This is a genomic window from Alloactinosynnema sp. L-07, from assembly GCF_900070365.1.
Lineage (GTDB): Bacteria > Actinomycetota > Actinomycetes > Mycobacteriales > Pseudonocardiaceae > Actinokineospora.
Genome location: NZ_LN850107.1, coordinates 5,869,720 through 5,885,911, shown reverse-complemented (window position 1 = coordinate 5,885,911; position 16,192 = coordinate 5,869,720). Strand labels below are relative to the sequence as shown.

The window sequence follows — 16,192 nt, the reverse complement described above, 5'->3', positions numbered from 1 at the left end:
ATGCTGACCTCGGGCCTGCTCCTGGCCGACCGCTACCGGCTCAGCAGCCGGATCGCGGTCGGCGGCATGGGCGAGGTCTGGGAGGCCGCCGACACCCGGCTCGACCGCAGGGTCGCGGTGAAGGTGCTCAAGCCGGAGCTGAGCGGGGACGCCGAGTTCCTGCACCGGTTCCGCACCGAGGCGCGCACCACCGCCTCGATCAACCACCCCGGCATCGCCGCCGTGCACGACTACGGCGAGACCGCGGCGATCGTCGACGGCCCGCAGGACACCGCCTACCTGGTGATGGAGCTCGTCGAGGGCGATCCGCTGGCCGCGATCCTGGCCAAGGAGGGCCGGATCAGCGCCGACCGGACCCTGGACATCCTGGAACAGGCCGGGCAGGCGCTACAGGCCGCGCACGAGCGCGGGTACGTCCACCGCGACGTCAAGCCGGGCAACATCCTGATCACCCCGACCGGCGTGGTGAAGCTGACCGACTTCGGCATCGCCAAGGCCGCCGACGCCGCCCCGGTGACCCGCTCCGGGATGGTCATGGGCACCGCCCACTACATCGCCCCCGAGCAGGCGCTCGGCCATGAGGCCGAGCCCGCCAGCGACGTCTACTCGCTGGCCGTGGTCGGCTACGAGTGCCTCACCGGGCGTAGGCCGTTCCTGTCGGAGAACGCGGTGACGGTGGCGATGATGCACATCCGCGACATCCCGCCGCCGCTGCCGCCGGACGTGCCGCCGGGTGCCCGCGCGGTCGTCGAGGCCACTTTGGTCAAGGACCCGCGCCGCCGCTACGCCAGCGGCGGCGAGTTCGCCGCCGCGGTGGCCGCGGTCCGGGCCGGACACCCGCTGCCCGCACCGTCCGGGGTGGCCATGGCCGCCGCGCGCGGACAGCAGCTCGGCCCCGCCACGCATCCGGGGATGCTGCCGGTGCCGCCGCCGAGCCCGCAGTCGGGAGCGTTCCCGATGCGCATCCCGCCCCGGCCGCCGCTGCGCGAGAGCCGGACCGGGCTGTGGATCACCATCGCCCTGCTGACGATCGCGCTGATCGTGGCCCTGGCCTTCGCCCTGCCCGCGATCTTCCAATCGGACAGTCCGAACGGGCCCGGAGGTGAGACGGGCGCCACATCGACGCCCGCCACCGACTCCGAGGACAGTGCACCAGGCGGCCAACCGGGTACAGGTCCTACCCAGAAACCGACGAAACCCTCCGATGGGGCGGCCGAAGGTGAGATGGTGACGATCATCCCTACGCGGTACCTCCGTAGGCCCGCGGCCGAAGTCGCCATGGAACTCGAGACAGACCTCGGGCTGCGGACCACCGTGGTGACCGACACGGACGTCACCCCGGACGATCCCTCCGACTGCGCGGTGACCAGCGTCACCCCGATCGGCAAGCTCAAGCGCGGCGACCGCATCACAATCGTGTGCCGGCCGCGGCAAGGACCTCCGGGATGAGCACTATGGAAGTCAGAGGGCGCGCAGCAGGCATGATGGGACAGGACTTGACTAGGAGCGGGACGACGCACCGATGACCACACCGCGACTGCTCTCCAACCGCTACGAGATCGGCGAGACGATCGGGTACGGCGGGATGTCCGAGGTCCACCGGGGCCGGGACGTGCGCCTGAGCCGCGAGGTCGCCGTGAAGGTGCTGCGCGCGGACCTGGCCAGGGACCCGCAGTTCCAGGAGCGGTTCCGCCGTGAGGCGCAGAACGCCGCGGCGCTGAACCACCCCGCGATCGTCGCGGTGTACGACACCGGCGAGACGCGGACCGAGACCGGCCCGCTGCCGTACATCGTCATGGAGTTCGTCGACGGCCGGACGCTGCGCGACATCGTCAAGACCGAGGGCCCGCTCTCCGGTCAGCGCGCGATGGAGATCATGGCCGACGTCTGCGCCGCGCTGGACTTCAGCCACCGGCACGGGATCGTGCACCGTGACGTGAAGCCCGCGAACGTGATGATCACCAAGACCGGTGCGGTCAAGGTGATGGACTTCGGTATCGCCCGCGCGGTGGCCGACGGCCAGGTCGCGGTCACCCAGACCGCCGCGGTCATCGGCACGGCGCAGTACCTGTCCCCGGAGCAGGCGCGCGGCGAGGCCGTCGACGCCCGCAGCGACGTCTACGCCGCCGGGTGCGTGCTGTTCGAGCTGCTCACCGGCGAGCCCCCGTTCACCGGCGACTCGCCGGTCGCGGTGGCCTACCAGCACGTCCGCGAGGACCCGAAGCCGCCGTCGGCGCTCAACCCGCGGGTCAGCCCGCAGCTCGACGCGATCGTGCTCAAGGCGATGTCGAAGGGCGCGGCCAACCGCTACCAGTCGGCCGCCGAGATGCGCACCGACATCGTCCGCGTGCTGTCGGGACAGCGTCCCGCCGCGCCCATGGTGATGACCGACGAGGACCGCACCGCGGTGCTCGGCGCGAACCGCCAGCCGGACATGCGCGGCAGGCACCGCCCCGAGGCGCTGGCCGACGACTACGACGACTACGACCGCTTCGCCGACGAGGAAGAGGAACGCAAGCGCAAGCAGCGCAAGACGTGGACGATCGTCCTGGTCGGGCTGCTCGTGGCCGGGCTGGCGGGCGTGATCTTCTGGCTGATGTCGGACAAGGACAAGGCGCCCGCGGGCTCCGAGTCGTTCTCGCTGCCGGATGTGAAGGGCCTGATCGAGGCGCAGGCGACGCAGACCCTGAGCGAGAAGGGCCTGAAGGTCATCCGCGAGCCGGTTCCCTGCCAGCCCGCGCCTGACGGCACCCCGGGCTGCGGACCGGACAGCATCGGCAAGGTCATCGACACCAACCCGGTAGCGGGAACGTCGGTCAGCAAGGGCGCCCAGGTCACCATCAAGGTCGGCGCGTCGCCCAACAAGGTCGCGGTGCCGGACCTGACCGGCAAGACCAAGGACGAGGCGGCCGCCGAGTTGGCGAAGATCAACCTGCAGCTCGCGCCGACGGTCGACGAAGAGGCGACCGAGGACGCGGCCAAGATCGGCAAGGTGATCGACCAGAGCCCGGCCGGTGGCCAGAACGTCAACCCCGGCACCCAGGTCAAGCTCACCATCGGCAAGGGCCCGGAGACCATCGAGGTGCCGGACCTGATCGGCCAGGACTACGAGACCGCGTCGAAGAACCTGACGAGCCTCGGCTTCAAGGCCCAGCGTCGGGACGTCTCCTCGGACCAGCCGGTCAACAAGGTGGTCAACCAGTCGCCGAAGAGCGGCAAGCTGAAGGTCGGGTCGACGATCACCCTTGAGGTGTCCAACGGCGACAAGGTCGAACTGGAGATGCCGGACCTGGAGGGCATGACGCCCACCGAGGCCGACAAGGCGCTCAAGGCGCTGGGCTGGACGGGCACGCTCAACACCGCGGAGACGCTCACCAACGACGAGAGCAAGGTCGGGCGCGTCATCGACCAGCGGCCCAACAACGGCCAGAAGCTCGACAAGAACCAGACGGTGAACCTGCTGGTGGGCCGCAAGCCCGGGGTCACGATCCCGACGCAGCCCTAACGCGGACATACGAGAACGGCCTCCCGGAGCTTCCGGGAGGCCGTTCTGCTTCTATGCGAGGGCTTGGGTGAGCGCGCGCATGCCGCGCTCCAACTCGGCCACCCGCTGCTCGGGGACCTCGAATCCGGCGGTGGCCAGCCAGTTGGCGAGCATCCGGTGGCCGCCGTCGGTGAGCACGGACTCGGGGTGGAACTGCACGCCCTCGACCGGGAGCTCGCGGTGGCGCATGGCCATCACGATGCCGCTCTCGGTGCGGCCGGTGACCTCGAACTGGTCGGAGATGGTCTCGGGCAGCACGGTCAGCGAGTGGTAGCGGGTCGCGGTGAACGGGTTGGGCAGCCCGGCCAGGACGCCCGCGCCGGTGTGGGTGACCTGGCTGGTCTTGCCGTGCAGCAGCTCCGGCGCGCGGTCGACGGTGGCGCCCCAGGCCACGCCGATGGCCTGGTGGCCAAGGCACACGCCCAGCACCGGCAGCCGGGCGTCGGCGCAGCGCTTGACCACGTCGATGCTCAGGCCCGCGCGTTCCGGGGTGCTCGGGCCGGGGCTGACCAGCACGGCGTCGAATCCGCGCAGCGCGTCGGGGGCGGCGAGCTCGGCTGCGTCGTTGCGCCAGACCTCGCAGTCGGCGCCGAGCTGGGCCAGGTACTGGACCAGGTTGTAGACGAAGCTGTCGTAGTTGTCGACCACCAGAACGCGCATGGCGCCAATTTACCGGTTTGCGCTGGTCACGGACGACCAGGAAAAGACGACACCCAGGGATGAACCGGATCGCCTCCCGACCCGTGTGACTACCGATACCCACAGGAGGTGCACGTGGTTCGGCTGTTCCCGGCGGTCGCGGCGCTCATGCTGCTGACCGCCCCACTGGCGAGCGCGGCGCCGATCGACGACGCGGCCCGCGAGCTGCGCACGGTGGCGGTGTGGCTCGACCCGGCCGCGAAGCGCACGCTCGACGTCGCCGCGCTGACCAGCGCCATCGGCGACGCCCCGATCAAGATCGCGATCCTGCCCGCCGGTCCGGCGGTGAGCGAGGTCAGCGGGCTGCCAAGACAGCTCGCGGTGAGCCTGCCGGGGCAGACCATCGCGGTGATCGCGGGCCGCTACTTCTACGCCGGGTCCGAGGTCCTGTGCGACGGCGAGGCGGGCAAGGCCGCCTCCGGCGCGATCAACGCGAACGAGACCTTCCTCGACGCGAACGAGAGCAGCGACCTCACCAAGGCGCTGACCGACTTCGTCACCGCCGTGAAGGCCGCGCCGAAGTGCGAGGGCACCGCCGGGCGCGGCGACCGCTACGGCGCGACCCCCGCGACTACGGACGTGGCCGGGGTCGACGACACCACCACCGTGCTGCCCTTCGTGCTTGGCGGCGTCGGCCTGCTCGTCGCGGGGCTCGCGGTGTGGGTCACCCTGACCCGCGGCCGGGCGCGCGGTCGGGCCCAGGCGCTGCGCACCGACGCACGGGCACTGGTCGACCGGCTCGGCGCCGAGGTCACCGACCTGCCCGAGAGCCATCCCGGCGCGGCGCGCAAGCACGGCGAGGCCGCCGCGCTGCTGCTCGGCGCGACCACCGACGTGCAGTTCGACGCTGTACGGCGGACCGCCGTCGACGGGCTCGTCGCCGCTCGCGCGGCGCGGGTCGAACTCGGTCTGCCCGCGGGCGCCGAGATTCCTGAACTCGATCATGAACCGCTGTCCGGTCCGTCCCGTGTGACCGCTGACTGAGGCTGGAGGACACATGGTTCGCCCACTGAGCCCCGCCGCCCGCGACGCCGCGGCGGCCAGGGTCGTGAAGATCACCACGGGCGTGGTGGCGGCCGGGGTCGCCGCCACGCTCGGACTCGGCGCCACCATCGCGTACACCGCGCCCGCGCCCAAGTCCGGCGGGGGCAAGGCGGACTACGACGACAAGTCGAAGAAGTCCAAGCCCGCCAAGAAGAACACGCAGGGCGACGACCGGCCGGAGAGCTCAAGCGGCGACGAGGACACCACATCGGGGGGATCATGACCGGCGTCCGGTTCCCCGTCTTCGGCACCACGGCACACCTGCTCGTCACCGATCCTGGCGCACTGGCCGCGGCGGAGGCTGAACTCCGCGTGTTTCTGTCCGAAGTGGACTCCGCGTGCAGCCGGTTCCGGCCGGACTCCACACTGTCCACTTTGAACGCGAGCGGCGCCGCCCGCGTCGATCCGATCCTGTTCACCGTGGTCCGGGTGGCGCTCGACGCCGCCGAGGTGACCGACGGGCTGGTCGACCCGACACTGGGCAACGCGATGATCGCGATCGGCTACGACCGCACCTTCGCCGACCTGGCCCCGGTGTCGACACCGGTCACGCCGGTCCGCGGCGGCGGCTGGCGCGGCATCGGGACGGACGCGGCCACCCGCACGATCCAGCTGCCCTTGGGCGTGCGACTCGACCTCGGCGCGACGGCGAAGGCCTGGGCGGCCGATGTGGCCGCGCGGCGCGTCGCCGCGTCGACCGGCGCGGGCGTGCTGGTCAACCTGGGTGGCGACCTCGCCATCGCCGGGCCGCCGCGGGACTGGAAGGTGCGCGTGGCCGACGACCACCGCGCGACCGACGGCGGCCAGGTCGTCACCGTCCGGTCCGGCGGCGTGGCCACCTCCAGCACCACCGTGCGCACCTGGCGACGCGCCGACCAGGTGCTCCACCACGTCCTCGACCCCGCGACCGGCCTGCCCGCGCGCCGGGTGTGGCGCAGCGTGAGCGTCGCCGCGCGGACCTGCGTCCAGGCCAACACCGCGGCCACCGCCGCCATCGTGCTCGGCACCGCGGCGCCGGACTGGCTGGCGGCAAACGACATCCCCGCCCGGCTGGTCGGCACCGACCACCAGGTCACCAGGGTCGCAGGCTGGCCAACCGATCTCCAGGAGGCGGCGTGATCACCGCGGCACCGCTCTTGTCCGGCAGCACCTACTGGTACCTCTCGCGCGCCAGCGGGTTCGTCTCACTCGCCCTGTTCACCGCCACGGTCGTGCTGGGCCTGCTCACCGCGGGCCGGGTGTGGTCGCCGAGGTGGCCCCGGTTCGTCACCGAGACGCTGCACCGCAACGTGTCGCTGATCGCCACGGGCCTGCTGTTCGTCCACGTGCTGATGATCCTGCTCGACGAGTTCGTCCCGATCACCGTGCTCGACGCCGTGGTGCCGTTCCAGTCGACGTACCTGCCGCTGTGGGTCGGGTTCGGGACCGTCGCCTTCGACCTGATCCTGCTGCTGATCATCACCAGCCTGCTGCGCCACCGGATGCCGCTACGGCTCTGGCGGTATGTGCACTGGCTGGCCTACGTGTCGTGGCCGGTCGCGCTCGCGCACACGATCGGCATCGGCACGGACCGCCTGTGGGTGCTGGGCGTCGTGACCGCGAGCGTCCTGTCCGTGCTCGTCGCCGGTGGCTACCGGCTGGCGGGCTGGCGCAAGGTCGCGACCAGGAGGCCGCTGTGAGCGCACCCCAGATCGCCCAGCACCACGGCCCGCGCCTGCTCACCGGCAGGCACATCCCCCTCGACGAGCACGCCAGGGCCAACGGACCGTTCCCCGTGGTCCCCAACCTGATCGAGGTCGTGACCCAGTCCGGTCTGCGCGGCCGCGGCGGCGCGTGGTTCCCGACCGGGCGCAAGCTGGCCACGGTCGCGGAGAACGGCCGCGCGGCGGGCGGCGCGCACGTGATCGTCAACGGCGCGGAGAGCGAACCCTGTGCGGGCAAGGACAAACTCCTGCTGCGCAGCGTGCCGCACCTGGTCCTCGACGGCGCCGAGCTGGCGGCACTGGCGGTCGGCGCGCGGAAGGTCACGGTGTGCGTGCACCGCGGCGCCGGGCTCGCCGACGGCCTGCGGACGCTGATCGCGGAGCGGGCGGCTCGGTCGTGGGGCAGCGGCCTGCCGGTCGAGGTGATGGAACCGCCGCGCTGGTATGTCTCCAGCGAGTCGACCGCGCTGGCCCACTTCGTCGACGGCGGGCCGGGCAAGCCGCGGTCGGTGTCGACCTATGTGTCCGGTGTGGACGGTAAGCCGACGCTGGTGTCCAACACGGAGTCACTGGCCCACCTGGCACTGATCGCCCGGCGCGGTCCGTCGTGGTTCCGCGCGGCTGGAACAGCGGAGGCACCGGGCACGGCGCTGTACTCGGTGAGCGGCTCGGTCCGCGCGACCGGCGTCTACGAACTGCCCGTCGGCGCGACCGGCTGGGACATCCTCGACGCCGCGGGCGGGCGAACCGCGCCGCTGCGGGCGGTGCTGCTCGGCGGCTACGGCGGCACGTGGATCAGCCCCGACGTGCTGGCCCACCCGTTCACCCCGGAGGCACTCAAGCGGGTCGACGCCTCCCCAGGCGCGGGAGTCGTCGTCGCGCTGCCCCAAGGCGCCTGCGGCCTGGTCGAGACCGTGCGGGTCGCGTCCTGGCTGGCCTCGCAGAACGCGCGCCAGTGCGGCCCGTGCTTCAACGGCCTGCCCGCCATCGCCGACGACCTCGCCCGGCTGACGTGGGCGCAGGATCAGACCGCGCACGACCGGCTCCGCTTTCGCCTCGGCGTCGTCAACAAGCGCGGCGCCTGCGGCCACCCGGACGGCGTGGTCAAGCTCGCCGCGACCGCGCTGCGTGTGTTCGCCGAGGACGTTCGCGCCCACCTGGCGGGGATCGGCTGCCCAGGCTGGCATCGGCCGTCGCTGCTGCCCCTGCCCACCCCACCGAGCCCGAACGAGGGATGGAGATGACCCAGCACCTCAAGGTCGACATGATCGTCTGCGACGCCCACGGCGTGTGCGCCGAACTCGTCCCGGAAGTGGTGTCGCTGGACGAGTGGGGCTACCCCGTCGTCTCATCCGCCCCGGTCCCGGCGACGGCGGTCAAGCACGCCAGGAAAGCGGTGAAGCTGTGCCCGCGACTGGCACTGCGGCTGGAGGACCGCGGCTGACCGAAGGACGGCGGCCCCGGAGGGGCCGCCGGTTACTCGAACTACGGAACCGAGCCGCAGCGCGGCGTCGGGGCGAAACCAGCACGGACGATCAGGTCCACCCTGCGCAGACCTGGGCGCACCGCCTTGCCTGCGTCGCGGGCGCCGTGCCATAGATCTGCGACAGGTAGGCGGGGATCGAGTAGGGCATGAAATGCTTCCGGTCGGTCAATTGGGTGCCGACGTTCTCCTCAACGATCTGGCCGTTGACCTCAGTCCGCACGCACGGCCCGTGGGTGATGCCGAACGTGTGCGCGAAGGTGACCGCTTCGAGCGCCGCCAAGGCCAAAGCCAAAGGTCACCGCTTGGTGATCATCGTGTTCCTTCCGCAAGATTGCAGGCAGAGGGGTTCCGCGATGCGCGCGCAGCGGAACCCAGGCTATTGGCCAAGATCTCGGCGGTGGGAGCCCGCGCCGAATCTCCATCCGCTGTGTGTCTGGCGTGCAGCCCCGTGCCGGGCCGGGCCGCCCGGCCGTGACACGATCGCGCCCGTGGCGGAGCTGACGCGCAGGCTCGGGGTCGTCGACGCGACGGCGATCGGACTCGGATCGATGCTGGGGGCGGGCGTGTTCGCCGTGTTCGCCCCCGCGGCGGCGAGCGCGGGCAACGGGGTGCTGATCGCCCTGGTGATCGCCGGATTCGTGGCCTACTGCAATGCCACGGCCTCGGCCCAGCTCGCCGCGACCTACCCGGCCTCCGGCGGAACCTACCTGTTCGGCAGGGAGGTCCTCGGACCGTGGTGGGGGTTCCTGGCGGGCTGGGGGTTCGTCGTCGGCAAGACCGCCAGCTGCGCGGCGATGGCGCTGACCTTCGCCGCGTACGCGGCGCCAGGGTATGAGCGGCCGGTGGCGGTGGCGGCCGTCGTCGCGCTAACGGTGGTGAACTGCTTCGGGATCACCCGCACGGCCGCGCTGACCAAGGCCCTGCTCGCGGTCGTCCTCCTGGTGCTGGTGGGCACGGCCGCCTTGGCCGCTCCCAGCGTCGAGCCGACCCAGGGCGCCTGGTTCCCGCATGGGCCATTGGGCGTGCTGCAAGCGGCGGGACTTTTGTTCTTCGCCTTCGCCGGGTACGCCCGGATCGCCACGCTCAGCGGCGAGGTCCGCGAACCGGCGCGGACCATCCCCCGAGCCGTCCTTGCCGCGCTCGGCGGCGCGATCGCGATCTATCTCGCGGTCGGTGTTTCACTTCTCCTGGTGCTCGGCCCGGACCGGCTGGCGTCGTCCCGCGTCCCGCTGGCCGACCTGCTGACCGTCGCGGGCCATCCCGGTCTGACCATCGCGGTCCGGATCGGCGCCGCCGCGGCGAGCCTGGGCGCGCTGCTCGCCCTGATCACCGGGATCGGCCGCACGACCATGGCGATGGCGGGCAACCGCGACCTCCCGCCGCCGCTGGCCGCCGTCGACCCCCGCTTCCACGTGCCCCGCCGCGCCGAGGTGGCCGTGGGCGCCGCGGTGGTCGCGCTGGTGCTGCTCGTCGACCTGCGGGGAGTCATCGGGTTCTCGTCGTTCGGCGTGCTCGTCTACTACGCCGTCACCAACGCCAGCGCGTTCCGCCAGCCCGCTTCCCAGCGTCGGTGGCCGCGATGGCTCAACGTCGCCGGACTTGTCGGCTGCGTGGTCCTCGCGCTGACGCTGCCGATCGGATCGGTGCTGGTCGGCGCCGGGGTGCTGGCCGTCGGCCTGCTCGGCCGGGCGGCTATTCGGTCGTGACCTGGTTGAACGGCAGCTTCGGCTCCAGCCACGGGAACACGACGAACATCAGCAGCGCGACCACACCCGCGACCAGCAGCAGCGCGGTGATCGCGCGGACCGCCGTCGGGCCGGGAAGGTGCCGCCAGATCCACCCGTACATCAGGCCGTCTCCTTCAACTCGGGCGGCCGCACGTCGGCGTGCGCCGGGTCCTTCGCCCACTGCTTGACCATGACCGCGTGCACGATGAGCCGCTCGCGGTCGGAGAACCGGGGGTGGCAGGTGGTCAGCGTCATCAGCGTGACCTGCTCGCCGACGCTGGTCTCCGCGCCCGGCATCCCCGGGATCGGCGCGATCGGCGCGCTGTTCTTCGGGCTGACGATCTGCTGGCCGACGACCTCGTTGTACGGGGCGCCGAGCGGGGCCACACCCGTGCAGCGCGGGTCGGCGGCCTTGCCGGTCGACCAGGTGCCGACCTCGTCCTTCTTCGGCAGCACCCGGTAGACGAACCAGCTGTACCGCGTCTCGACCACGATCGCGTCGCACGAGTTCAGCAGGTCGATGTCGTTGAACGGGGCGCCCTTGCCGACCCGGTGGCCCGCGACGGCGAAATTGCCGGGCTGACCTGGGAACGCCGTCGAGGGGTAGTGGCCGGGGCCGACCTCCAGGGTCTTGTCCGTGGTGCCCTCGAGGATGGTGAACGAGTAGTCGGCGCCCAGGACGGGCACGTACATCTTCGCGAAGCCCGCGCCCTCGGCCAGGCCGTCGAAGTGCTCGACCCGCTCCTGTTCGGCCTGCGCGGGGGCGGCCCAGGTGCTGTCGAGGGCAGCCGTGGCCTCGCGCTGCTTGCCCGCGGAGAGCAAGTCGGTGACATACACCTCGTAAACCACGAAAAGCAGAACAACCAAGCCCGCGGTGATGAGAAATTCTCCCAACCCGCGCACGACCGTCCTGACCCGGTCGGAATCGCCCGGTCGAGGGTCCTGACCTGGGGATTCCACAGGTCGCCCGCCGGTGTCGACCGTGCTCACGGCGGCTCCTTTCGCGGTGGCGTGGGCAGCCGGATTTCAGATCGTTGGCGACTGGTGATTCGGCTATGTGCTCAGCTACGTTAACGTGTTGCACCGGCGGGGGTTGCGCCCATGCCAGCAACCGTCACCCAACGCTCCACGTCAGGCGAGGACAGCATGCCTAAGTCCAAGGTCCGCAAGAAGGACGTCTACACCGCGCCGGCCGATCGCCGCACGCCGGTGAAGGTGAAGTCGGCCGGACCGTCCCACCCCATTTACGTCGCGGTGATGCTCGGCGTGATGTTGATCGGCCTCGCGTGGCTGGTCGTCAACTACATCGCGGGCGCGAAGATCGGCTTCATGGCCGACCTCGGCAACTGGAACTTCGCGATCGGCTTCGCACTGATGATCGCGGGCCTGCTGATGACGATGCGCTGGCGCTGATCCACGCTGAGTCGCACCCCGTCACCTGGTCGTGTTCGATGCGATGCATCCATTCAGCCCACACGACTGAACCACATGGATGTAAGTCATCCCCAGTGTGGATAACTACTGTGGATAACTGTGCCGAACGATGAGGTCATGAGCTGGGCGCCCAAGCCCGCCGGTGTCGGCGTGGCTTGGGCGCTGGCCGCGTTGGCGATCCTGGCCGCCGTCCTACTGGACGATCCGCGGGGCACGATCCTGCTCGCGATAGCGGCGCTGACCTTGGGATTGGCCGCTTTGTTCGGCACCGTGGCCCGGCCGCGGCTGGCCGCCGACAACACCGGCCTGACCGTCCGAGGACTCGGCAGCACCCGCCGCTGGACCTGGGGCGAGATCAACGTCCGGGTCACCCGCACCCGCAGGCTCGGCCGCGAGAGCATGGCCCTGGAGATCGATGCCGACAACGCCGAGCACCCCGATCTGGTGGTGCTCGGCTGGCTGGACCTGGGCACCGACCCGCAGGACGTCGCCGACGCCCTGCTGCGGCTGCGTACCTAAACGTTGTAGAAGCAATCCAGCGTCGTCGGATTCACGCAGAACACCTCGTCGGTGACCTGCCCGGTCCTGACCACGAACATCCCGGCCAAGACCAGCGCGACCGCCCCCACCACACCCGCCTGCCACAGCGTCCGGCGGGTCGCGGGCGCGTAGACCATCGCCGCGGTGACGATCACGCCGATGACCAGGCCGCCGAGGTGGGCCAGCAGCGAGATGTTCTCGACCGACAAGCTGAACGCGATGTTCACGGCGAGGACGCCGAGCACGGTCATCAGCGTGTGCTTGTCCCGCTTGAGCCGGATCACCGCGACCAGCAGCGCGCCCAGCAGGCCGTAGACCGCGCCGGAGGCGCCCGCGCTGCGGGTGCCCAGGTCGTCGAACAGGTAGCAGGCCGCTTCACCGCCGATCATCGACAGGAAGTACACCAGCGCGAACCGCACCCGGCCGAGCAGCAGCTCGATGTCGCGCAGGAACCACAGCGCGACCATGTTGAGCAGCAGGTGCACCGGGCCGTAGTGCAGGAACCCACTGGTGATTGGCCGCCACCACTGGCCGTCGGCGATCGACGGGGTGTAGGCGAGCAGCGCCTGGAAGAACTCCGAGCGGCTGTTGCTGAACAGGTCCTGGGCCAAGGCGACGGTGATGACGAACATCGCCACGTTGAGCCCGATGAGGATCGGGACCAGAACCGGTTTCTCGGCCAGCTCGGCACCGGCGACCGTGGTCGGCCTGCGCACCTCGCGGCGGCCTTGGCGCACGCAGTCGACGCACTGGAAGCCGACGGCGGCCTCGACCAGGCACTCGGGGCAGGCCGGGCGGTCGCACCGGGTGCAGCGCAGCCCGGTCTGGCGGTCGGGATGACGGACGCAGGCGGGCAGGCCCGCCTGCGTCCAAGCCGGTTCGTGCGGGGTGGACATCCTCAGCCGCGCTCGATGGTGACCTTGGTGATCACGACGTCGGTCAGCGGCTTGTCGTTGGGCCCGGTGCCGACTCTGCCAATCGTGTCGACCACGGTCCGCGACTCCTGGTCGGCGACCTCACCGAAGATGGTGTGCTTGAAGTTCAGCCAGGTCGTCGGGCCCACCGTGATGAAGAACTGCGAGCCGTTCGTGTTCGCCCCGGCGTTGGCCATGGCCAGCAGGTAGGGCTTGTTGAACTGCAGCTCTGGGTGGAACTCGTCGGCGAATTCATAGCCGGGGCCGCCGCGACCGGTGCCGGTCGGGTCACCGCCCTGGAGCATGAAGCCGTCGATCACCCGGTGGAAGATCGACCCGTCGTAGAACGGGCCGCTGTTCGCCCCCTGGGCGTTCTTCTGGGTGTAGTCCTTGGTGCCCTCGGCCAGGCCGACGAAATTGGCCACCGTCTTGGGGGCATGGTCTGGGAGGAGCGTCAACCGGATGTCACCCTGCGAGGTGTGCAGGATGGCCTTGACCTTCGTCCCAACGAGGGATGCGTTGCTGTCTGCCACCGCCCCATCGTGCCATCTTCGGCGGGATCTGTCGGGAAGGGGCAGGATTGACCTGTCGGACGAGTCCACAGGATGAACGAGGTGAAGCCATGACCCGGGCCGGAGAGACGGTGGGCAAGGCCGTCGGCACCGGTTGGCGCGCGATGCGCCAGGGTGCCGCCCGCGCCGGAGAGGCCGCCCAGGCCGCCGAGCACAAGATGGCCGCGAAGGGCGTCTCGCCGCACCAGGTGGCCGAGGCGCTCACCGAGTCGGCCCACGTCGCCCGGGAGGAGGTCGCCGCGTCGACCCGCCGCGCCCGCAAGCAGCTGGCCAAGGCAGCGAAGAAGGCAGGCCAAGGCCTGGCCGAAGCCCGCGCGGAGCTGGTGGCCAAGCCGGTCATCGCGAACGCCAAGCAACTGAAGAAAGACCTGAAGCCGCAGGTCAAGGCGTACAAGACCGAGCTGCGCGACCAGATCAAGGCGGCCAAGGCAGCGGCGAAGGAATCGGCCAAGGAAGGCGGCGGCCGCCGCCGCAAGTGGCCCCTGCTGCTCCTACTCGCCGCCGCGGGCGCCGCGGCAGCGGTCGTGCTGCGCACCAAGGCCCAGCAGAGCGCGCCCGCCCCGGCCCCCAAGCCGGAGCCGGTCCCCGCGCCCCGCCCGGCGGCGAAGCCGGAGACGTCCGAGCACAACGGCCAGACAAAGCCCGCTGAGCCGATCTCGACCGAGAAGAACTAAGCAATAACCAGAATGGGGGCGGCCCACGCGGGCCGCCCCCATTCTGCTGCCTAAAGACCCAGTGTGGTGATCACGGCCTCGACAATGCGCCGCGCCTTGATGGTCTGCGCCTGGTTCGTCGTCACGACTACAGCCGTCCCTTCCTTGGCCACCGCGTACACAGCGCCCTTCTCACCCGAAAGGGACCCGCCTTTCCACCCTTGGGGTGACTTGGCCGGATCCGACGTCGCAACGGGTGCCGCCTCATCGACGACGGCCTTGGCCACCCCGGCCTCACCGGCATAGATGCGCACCGTCAGCTGGACACTGCCGTCCGGCCGATAGAAGAAACAGGCCGGATGCGGCTTGTCCGCGGAGATCCGCACCTTCGTGACCCGCTGCCCATTGGCCTCGGCCACATCCCCGCTCTCCAAATAGGGACAAGGCCCATCCGCCACCGCCTCCGGCGCCGGGGGCTTCACCGCGCTGGTACTAACCGGCGGCTGGACGACCGTCACCCCGGTCGGACCCGAATCCGGCGTGGACGGCACGGCCTTGACCGTGCACCCACCAAGCACCACAAGGGACGCCGCGAAGATCACAAGTCGTTTCATAGCCCGGCAAGTCAACCAGACCCTGATCCACCGCCCACAGCCACCATGTTCCACGTGGAACATCCACCGCGGCCGCACCCGCCTGCTCCCAAACGGCCACCTAGCCGCGAAAGCCTACGGCCGCCCCCACCGCCGCAGAACCTACGTCTCGTTCCCCGTACCAGACCGCCCCGAACTGGCCGCCCTAATCGCCGAGGCCGCAGCCCGCGCAGGCACACTGTGGAGCGCCCACCAGTGCCTCAGCTGAGTCTTCGACCGCGAACCCAATCGAACCCCCGAATCCGCGTCAACCGAGCTTCACGCCGTGCTGACCGGCCACTTCCACGATCTCCGCCAGCGACGCACCCGCCGCGAAGAGCCGGGCCATGTCCCTGGCCAAACCGTCGTAGGGCGCACCGACGGATACTTGCAAGATCCGCGCGGTCCCCGCAGGTACCCGCACCGAGTGCGCCACGCCGCGGGGCAGGAGCTGGACGGTGCCGGACCCGCCGCCCTGCCAGCGGTCACCGATCAGGAACTCGACCTCGCCCTCGACAACGATCTGGGCCTCGTCCCACGGATGGCTGTGTGCTGGCGGGCCGTCGCGGTCGGTGCTCGTGTAGTCGGCCACCTGGATATCGCCGTGGCCGACGGCACGCAGCCAGATCGTGTCGTCCGGGTAGTCGACGCGCTCGGCCTGGTCGCCGGGGATCACCACGGCGTCGATGGTCAGGTCGGTCATCGCGGATCCCTCCTGCACGAGTCGTGTTGGAGTAGATCGTCGCAGGCCGCAGGTCTGCGGTGTAGTAGGTCGCCGCGGCGGCCGGCGCGCCCTGATCCGCCGGGCCGCCACCGAGGCCGATATCGATCCCGACCGGGTCAAGTTCCTGCGCACCGTGCGCCTACCGCTTCGCCTGTGCCGGGCCGACGCAAGTTCGCGGAGACTTGGGCCGGCTCGGCGCACCTGATGTCAGCGGAGGGCGAGAGGCGAGGTGGACAGCCCGATCGGGCGCTCGGCGAACGCTGGCTCCGCGGCCACCTCGTAGCAGTTGTTGATGCTCGAGTCGCCGAGCACCTCGTCGACGTACTTCTGCACGTCCTGCACTGACCCGGACTCCCAGAGGCAGGTCACCTTGCTTCCGTCAGTTGCGGGCAGGAACTGCAGGACGCGTACTCCCTCAGGAGCGCCGTTACCGACCTGGAGCCGCGCGCCGCGTTGGAAGGCCGTCTCCTGGATCTGGATCTCGTGCTGTGCCACGACGTACATCTCGAACTCCTTCGTC

Annotated in this window: 21 protein-coding genes; 12 read left to right on the top strand and 9 right to left on the bottom strand. The window is 70.6% G+C overall.

Features of this window, described 5'->3' with window-relative positions; translation table 11 throughout:
• Window positions 1–1,449 carry a serine/threonine-protein kinase gene (locus BN1701_RS26730; protein WP_054053343.1) on the top strand — a complete coding sequence of 483 codons (1,449 nt, stop codon included), beginning with the start codon at window positions 1–3 and terminating at the stop codon, window positions 1,447–1,449.
• A gap of 73 nt (window positions 1,450–1,522) precedes the next feature.
• Window positions 1,523–3,505, top strand: a complete 1,983-nt coding sequence (gene pknB, locus BN1701_RS26725; RefSeq protein WP_054053340.1) for a Stk1 family PASTA domain-containing Ser/Thr kinase — start codon at window positions 1,523–1,525, stop codon at window positions 3,503–3,505.
• A 51-nt stretch (window positions 3,506–3,556) separates the two neighbouring features.
• Here pknB and BN1701_RS26720 read toward each other — a convergent pair whose 3' ends face one another.
• The gene (locus tag BN1701_RS26720; protein ID WP_054053338.1) at window positions 3,557–4,204 is read right to left on the bottom strand and encodes an aminodeoxychorismate/anthranilate synthase component II; all 648 of its coding nucleotides are present in this window, start codon (window positions 4,202–4,204) and stop codon (window positions 3,557–3,559) included.
• 114 nt (window positions 4,205–4,318) lie between these two features.
• Here BN1701_RS26720 and BN1701_RS26715 point away from each other — a divergent pair, with 114 nt between their 5' ends.
• From BN1701_RS26715 to BN1701_RS26690, 6 genes are read left to right on the top strand one after another with little or no spacing between them, the layout of a single operon-like run.
• Window positions 4,319–5,227 carry a hypothetical protein gene (locus BN1701_RS26715; protein WP_054053336.1) on the top strand — a complete coding sequence of 303 codons (909 nt, stop codon included), beginning with the start codon at window positions 4,319–4,321 and terminating at the stop codon, window positions 5,225–5,227.
• Between the two features lie 13 nt (window positions 5,228–5,240).
• A complete protein-coding gene (locus BN1701_RS26710; protein WP_054053333.1) occupies window positions 5,241–5,510 on the top strand; it encodes a hypothetical protein in 270 nt (89 codons plus the stop codon).
• Window positions 5,507–6,406, top strand: a complete 900-nt coding sequence (locus BN1701_RS26705; RefSeq protein WP_054053331.1) for an FAD:protein FMN transferase — start codon at window positions 5,507–5,509, stop codon at window positions 6,404–6,406. The genes BN1701_RS26710 and BN1701_RS26705 overlap by 4 nt, the downstream gene beginning before the upstream one ends.
• Entirely contained in the window at window positions 6,403–6,966 is a 564-nt protein-coding gene (locus BN1701_RS26700; RefSeq protein ID WP_231949713.1) for a ferric reductase-like transmembrane domain-containing protein, read from the top strand. The genes BN1701_RS26705 and BN1701_RS26700 overlap by 4 nt, the downstream gene beginning before the upstream one ends.
• Entirely contained in the window at window positions 6,963–8,234 is a 1,272-nt protein-coding gene (locus BN1701_RS26695) for an NADH-ubiquinone oxidoreductase-F iron-sulfur binding region domain-containing protein (RefSeq protein ID WP_054053329.1), read from the top strand. The genes BN1701_RS26700 and BN1701_RS26695 overlap by 4 nt, the downstream gene beginning before the upstream one ends.
• The gene (locus BN1701_RS26690) at window positions 8,231–8,434 is read left to right on the top strand and encodes a ferredoxin (protein ID WP_197672143.1); all 204 of its coding nucleotides are present in this window, start codon (window positions 8,231–8,233) and stop codon (window positions 8,432–8,434) included. The genes BN1701_RS26695 and BN1701_RS26690 overlap by 4 nt, the downstream gene beginning before the upstream one ends.
• Window positions 8,435–8,525: 91 nt before the next feature.
• Here the strand turns inward: BN1701_RS26690 and BN1701_RS26685 are convergent, their stop codons facing one another.
• Window positions 8,526–8,756 carry a hypothetical protein gene (locus tag BN1701_RS26685; RefSeq protein ID WP_157368240.1) on the bottom strand — a complete coding sequence of 77 codons (231 nt, stop codon included), beginning with the start codon at window positions 8,754–8,756 and terminating at the stop codon, window positions 8,526–8,528.
• A 208-nt stretch (window positions 8,757–8,964) separates the two neighbouring features.
• On the opposite strand from BN1701_RS26685, the gene BN1701_RS26680 reads away from it, so the two are divergent.
• On the top strand, window positions 8,965–10,182 hold the full coding sequence (locus BN1701_RS26680; RefSeq protein WP_255364659.1) for an APC family permease: 1,218 nt from the start codon (window positions 8,965–8,967) through the stop codon (window positions 10,180–10,182).
• Here the strand turns inward: BN1701_RS26680 and BN1701_RS36565 are convergent.
• The gene (locus BN1701_RS36565; RefSeq protein WP_172803328.1) at window positions 10,169–10,324 is read right to left on the bottom strand and encodes a hypothetical protein; all 156 of its coding nucleotides are present in this window, start codon (window positions 10,322–10,324) and stop codon (window positions 10,169–10,171) included. The two genes, BN1701_RS26680 and BN1701_RS36565, sit on opposite strands and share 14 nt — an antisense overlap.
• Complete coding sequence (locus BN1701_RS26675) at window positions 10,324–11,193, bottom strand: class E sortase (protein WP_082860069.1); 870 nt, start codon at window positions 11,191–11,193, stop codon at window positions 10,324–10,326. The genes BN1701_RS36565 and BN1701_RS26675 overlap by 1 nt, the downstream gene beginning before the upstream one ends.
• 156 nt (window positions 11,194–11,349) lie before the next feature.
• On the opposite strand from BN1701_RS26675, the gene crgA reads away from it, so the two are divergent.
• Window positions 11,350–11,616, top strand: a complete 267-nt coding sequence (gene crgA, locus BN1701_RS26670) for a cell division protein CrgA (protein WP_054053321.1) — start codon at window positions 11,350–11,352, stop codon at window positions 11,614–11,616.
• A gap of 120 nt (window positions 11,617–11,736) precedes the next feature.
• Window positions 11,737–12,156: a PH domain-containing protein gene (locus tag BN1701_RS26665; RefSeq protein ID WP_231949712.1), complete on the top strand. Its 420-nt coding sequence runs from the start codon at window positions 11,737–11,739 to the stop codon at window positions 12,154–12,156.
• Here BN1701_RS26665 and BN1701_RS26660 read toward each other — a convergent pair.
• Both BN1701_RS26660 and BN1701_RS26655 read right to left on the bottom strand, forming a co-directional pair.
• Window positions 12,153–13,073 carry a rhomboid family intramembrane serine protease gene (locus tag BN1701_RS26660; protein WP_054053319.1) on the bottom strand — a complete coding sequence of 307 codons (921 nt, stop codon included), beginning with the start codon at window positions 13,071–13,073 and terminating at the stop codon, window positions 12,153–12,155. The genes BN1701_RS26665 and BN1701_RS26660 overlap by 4 nt on opposite strands.
• Before the next feature lie 2 nt (window positions 13,074–13,075).
• Window positions 13,076–13,624 (bottom strand): peptidylprolyl isomerase, encoded by a 549-nt coding sequence (locus BN1701_RS26655; RefSeq protein ID WP_054053317.1) that lies wholly within the window; start codon window positions 13,622–13,624, stop codon window positions 13,076–13,078.
• A gap of 89 nt (window positions 13,625–13,713) precedes the next feature.
• Here BN1701_RS26655 and BN1701_RS26650 point away from each other — a divergent pair, with 89 nt between their 5' ends.
• The gene (locus BN1701_RS26650) at window positions 13,714–14,337 is read left to right on the top strand and encodes a hypothetical protein (protein WP_054053315.1); all 624 of its coding nucleotides are present in this window, start codon (window positions 13,714–13,716) and stop codon (window positions 14,335–14,337) included.
• Window positions 14,338–14,387: 50 nt separating this feature from the next.
• On the opposite strand, the gene BN1701_RS26645 is transcribed toward BN1701_RS26650, so the two are convergent.
• The 3 genes from BN1701_RS26645 to BN1701_RS26635 form a co-directional block, all read right to left on the bottom strand.
• A complete protein-coding gene (locus BN1701_RS26645) occupies window positions 14,388–14,867 on the bottom strand; it encodes a DUF2020 domain-containing protein (RefSeq protein WP_054056148.1) in 480 nt (159 codons plus the stop codon).
• Between the two features lie 349 nt (window positions 14,868–15,216).
• Window positions 15,217–15,651: a cupin domain-containing protein gene (locus tag BN1701_RS26640; protein WP_054053313.1), complete on the bottom strand. Its 435-nt coding sequence runs from the start codon at window positions 15,649–15,651 to the stop codon at window positions 15,217–15,219.
• Between the two features lie 228 nt (window positions 15,652–15,879).
• The gene (locus tag BN1701_RS26635) at window positions 15,880–16,176 is read right to left on the bottom strand and encodes a hypothetical protein (protein WP_054053310.1); all 297 of its coding nucleotides are present in this window, start codon (window positions 16,174–16,176) and stop codon (window positions 15,880–15,882) included.
• Window positions 16,177–16,192: the final 16 nt, after the last annotated feature.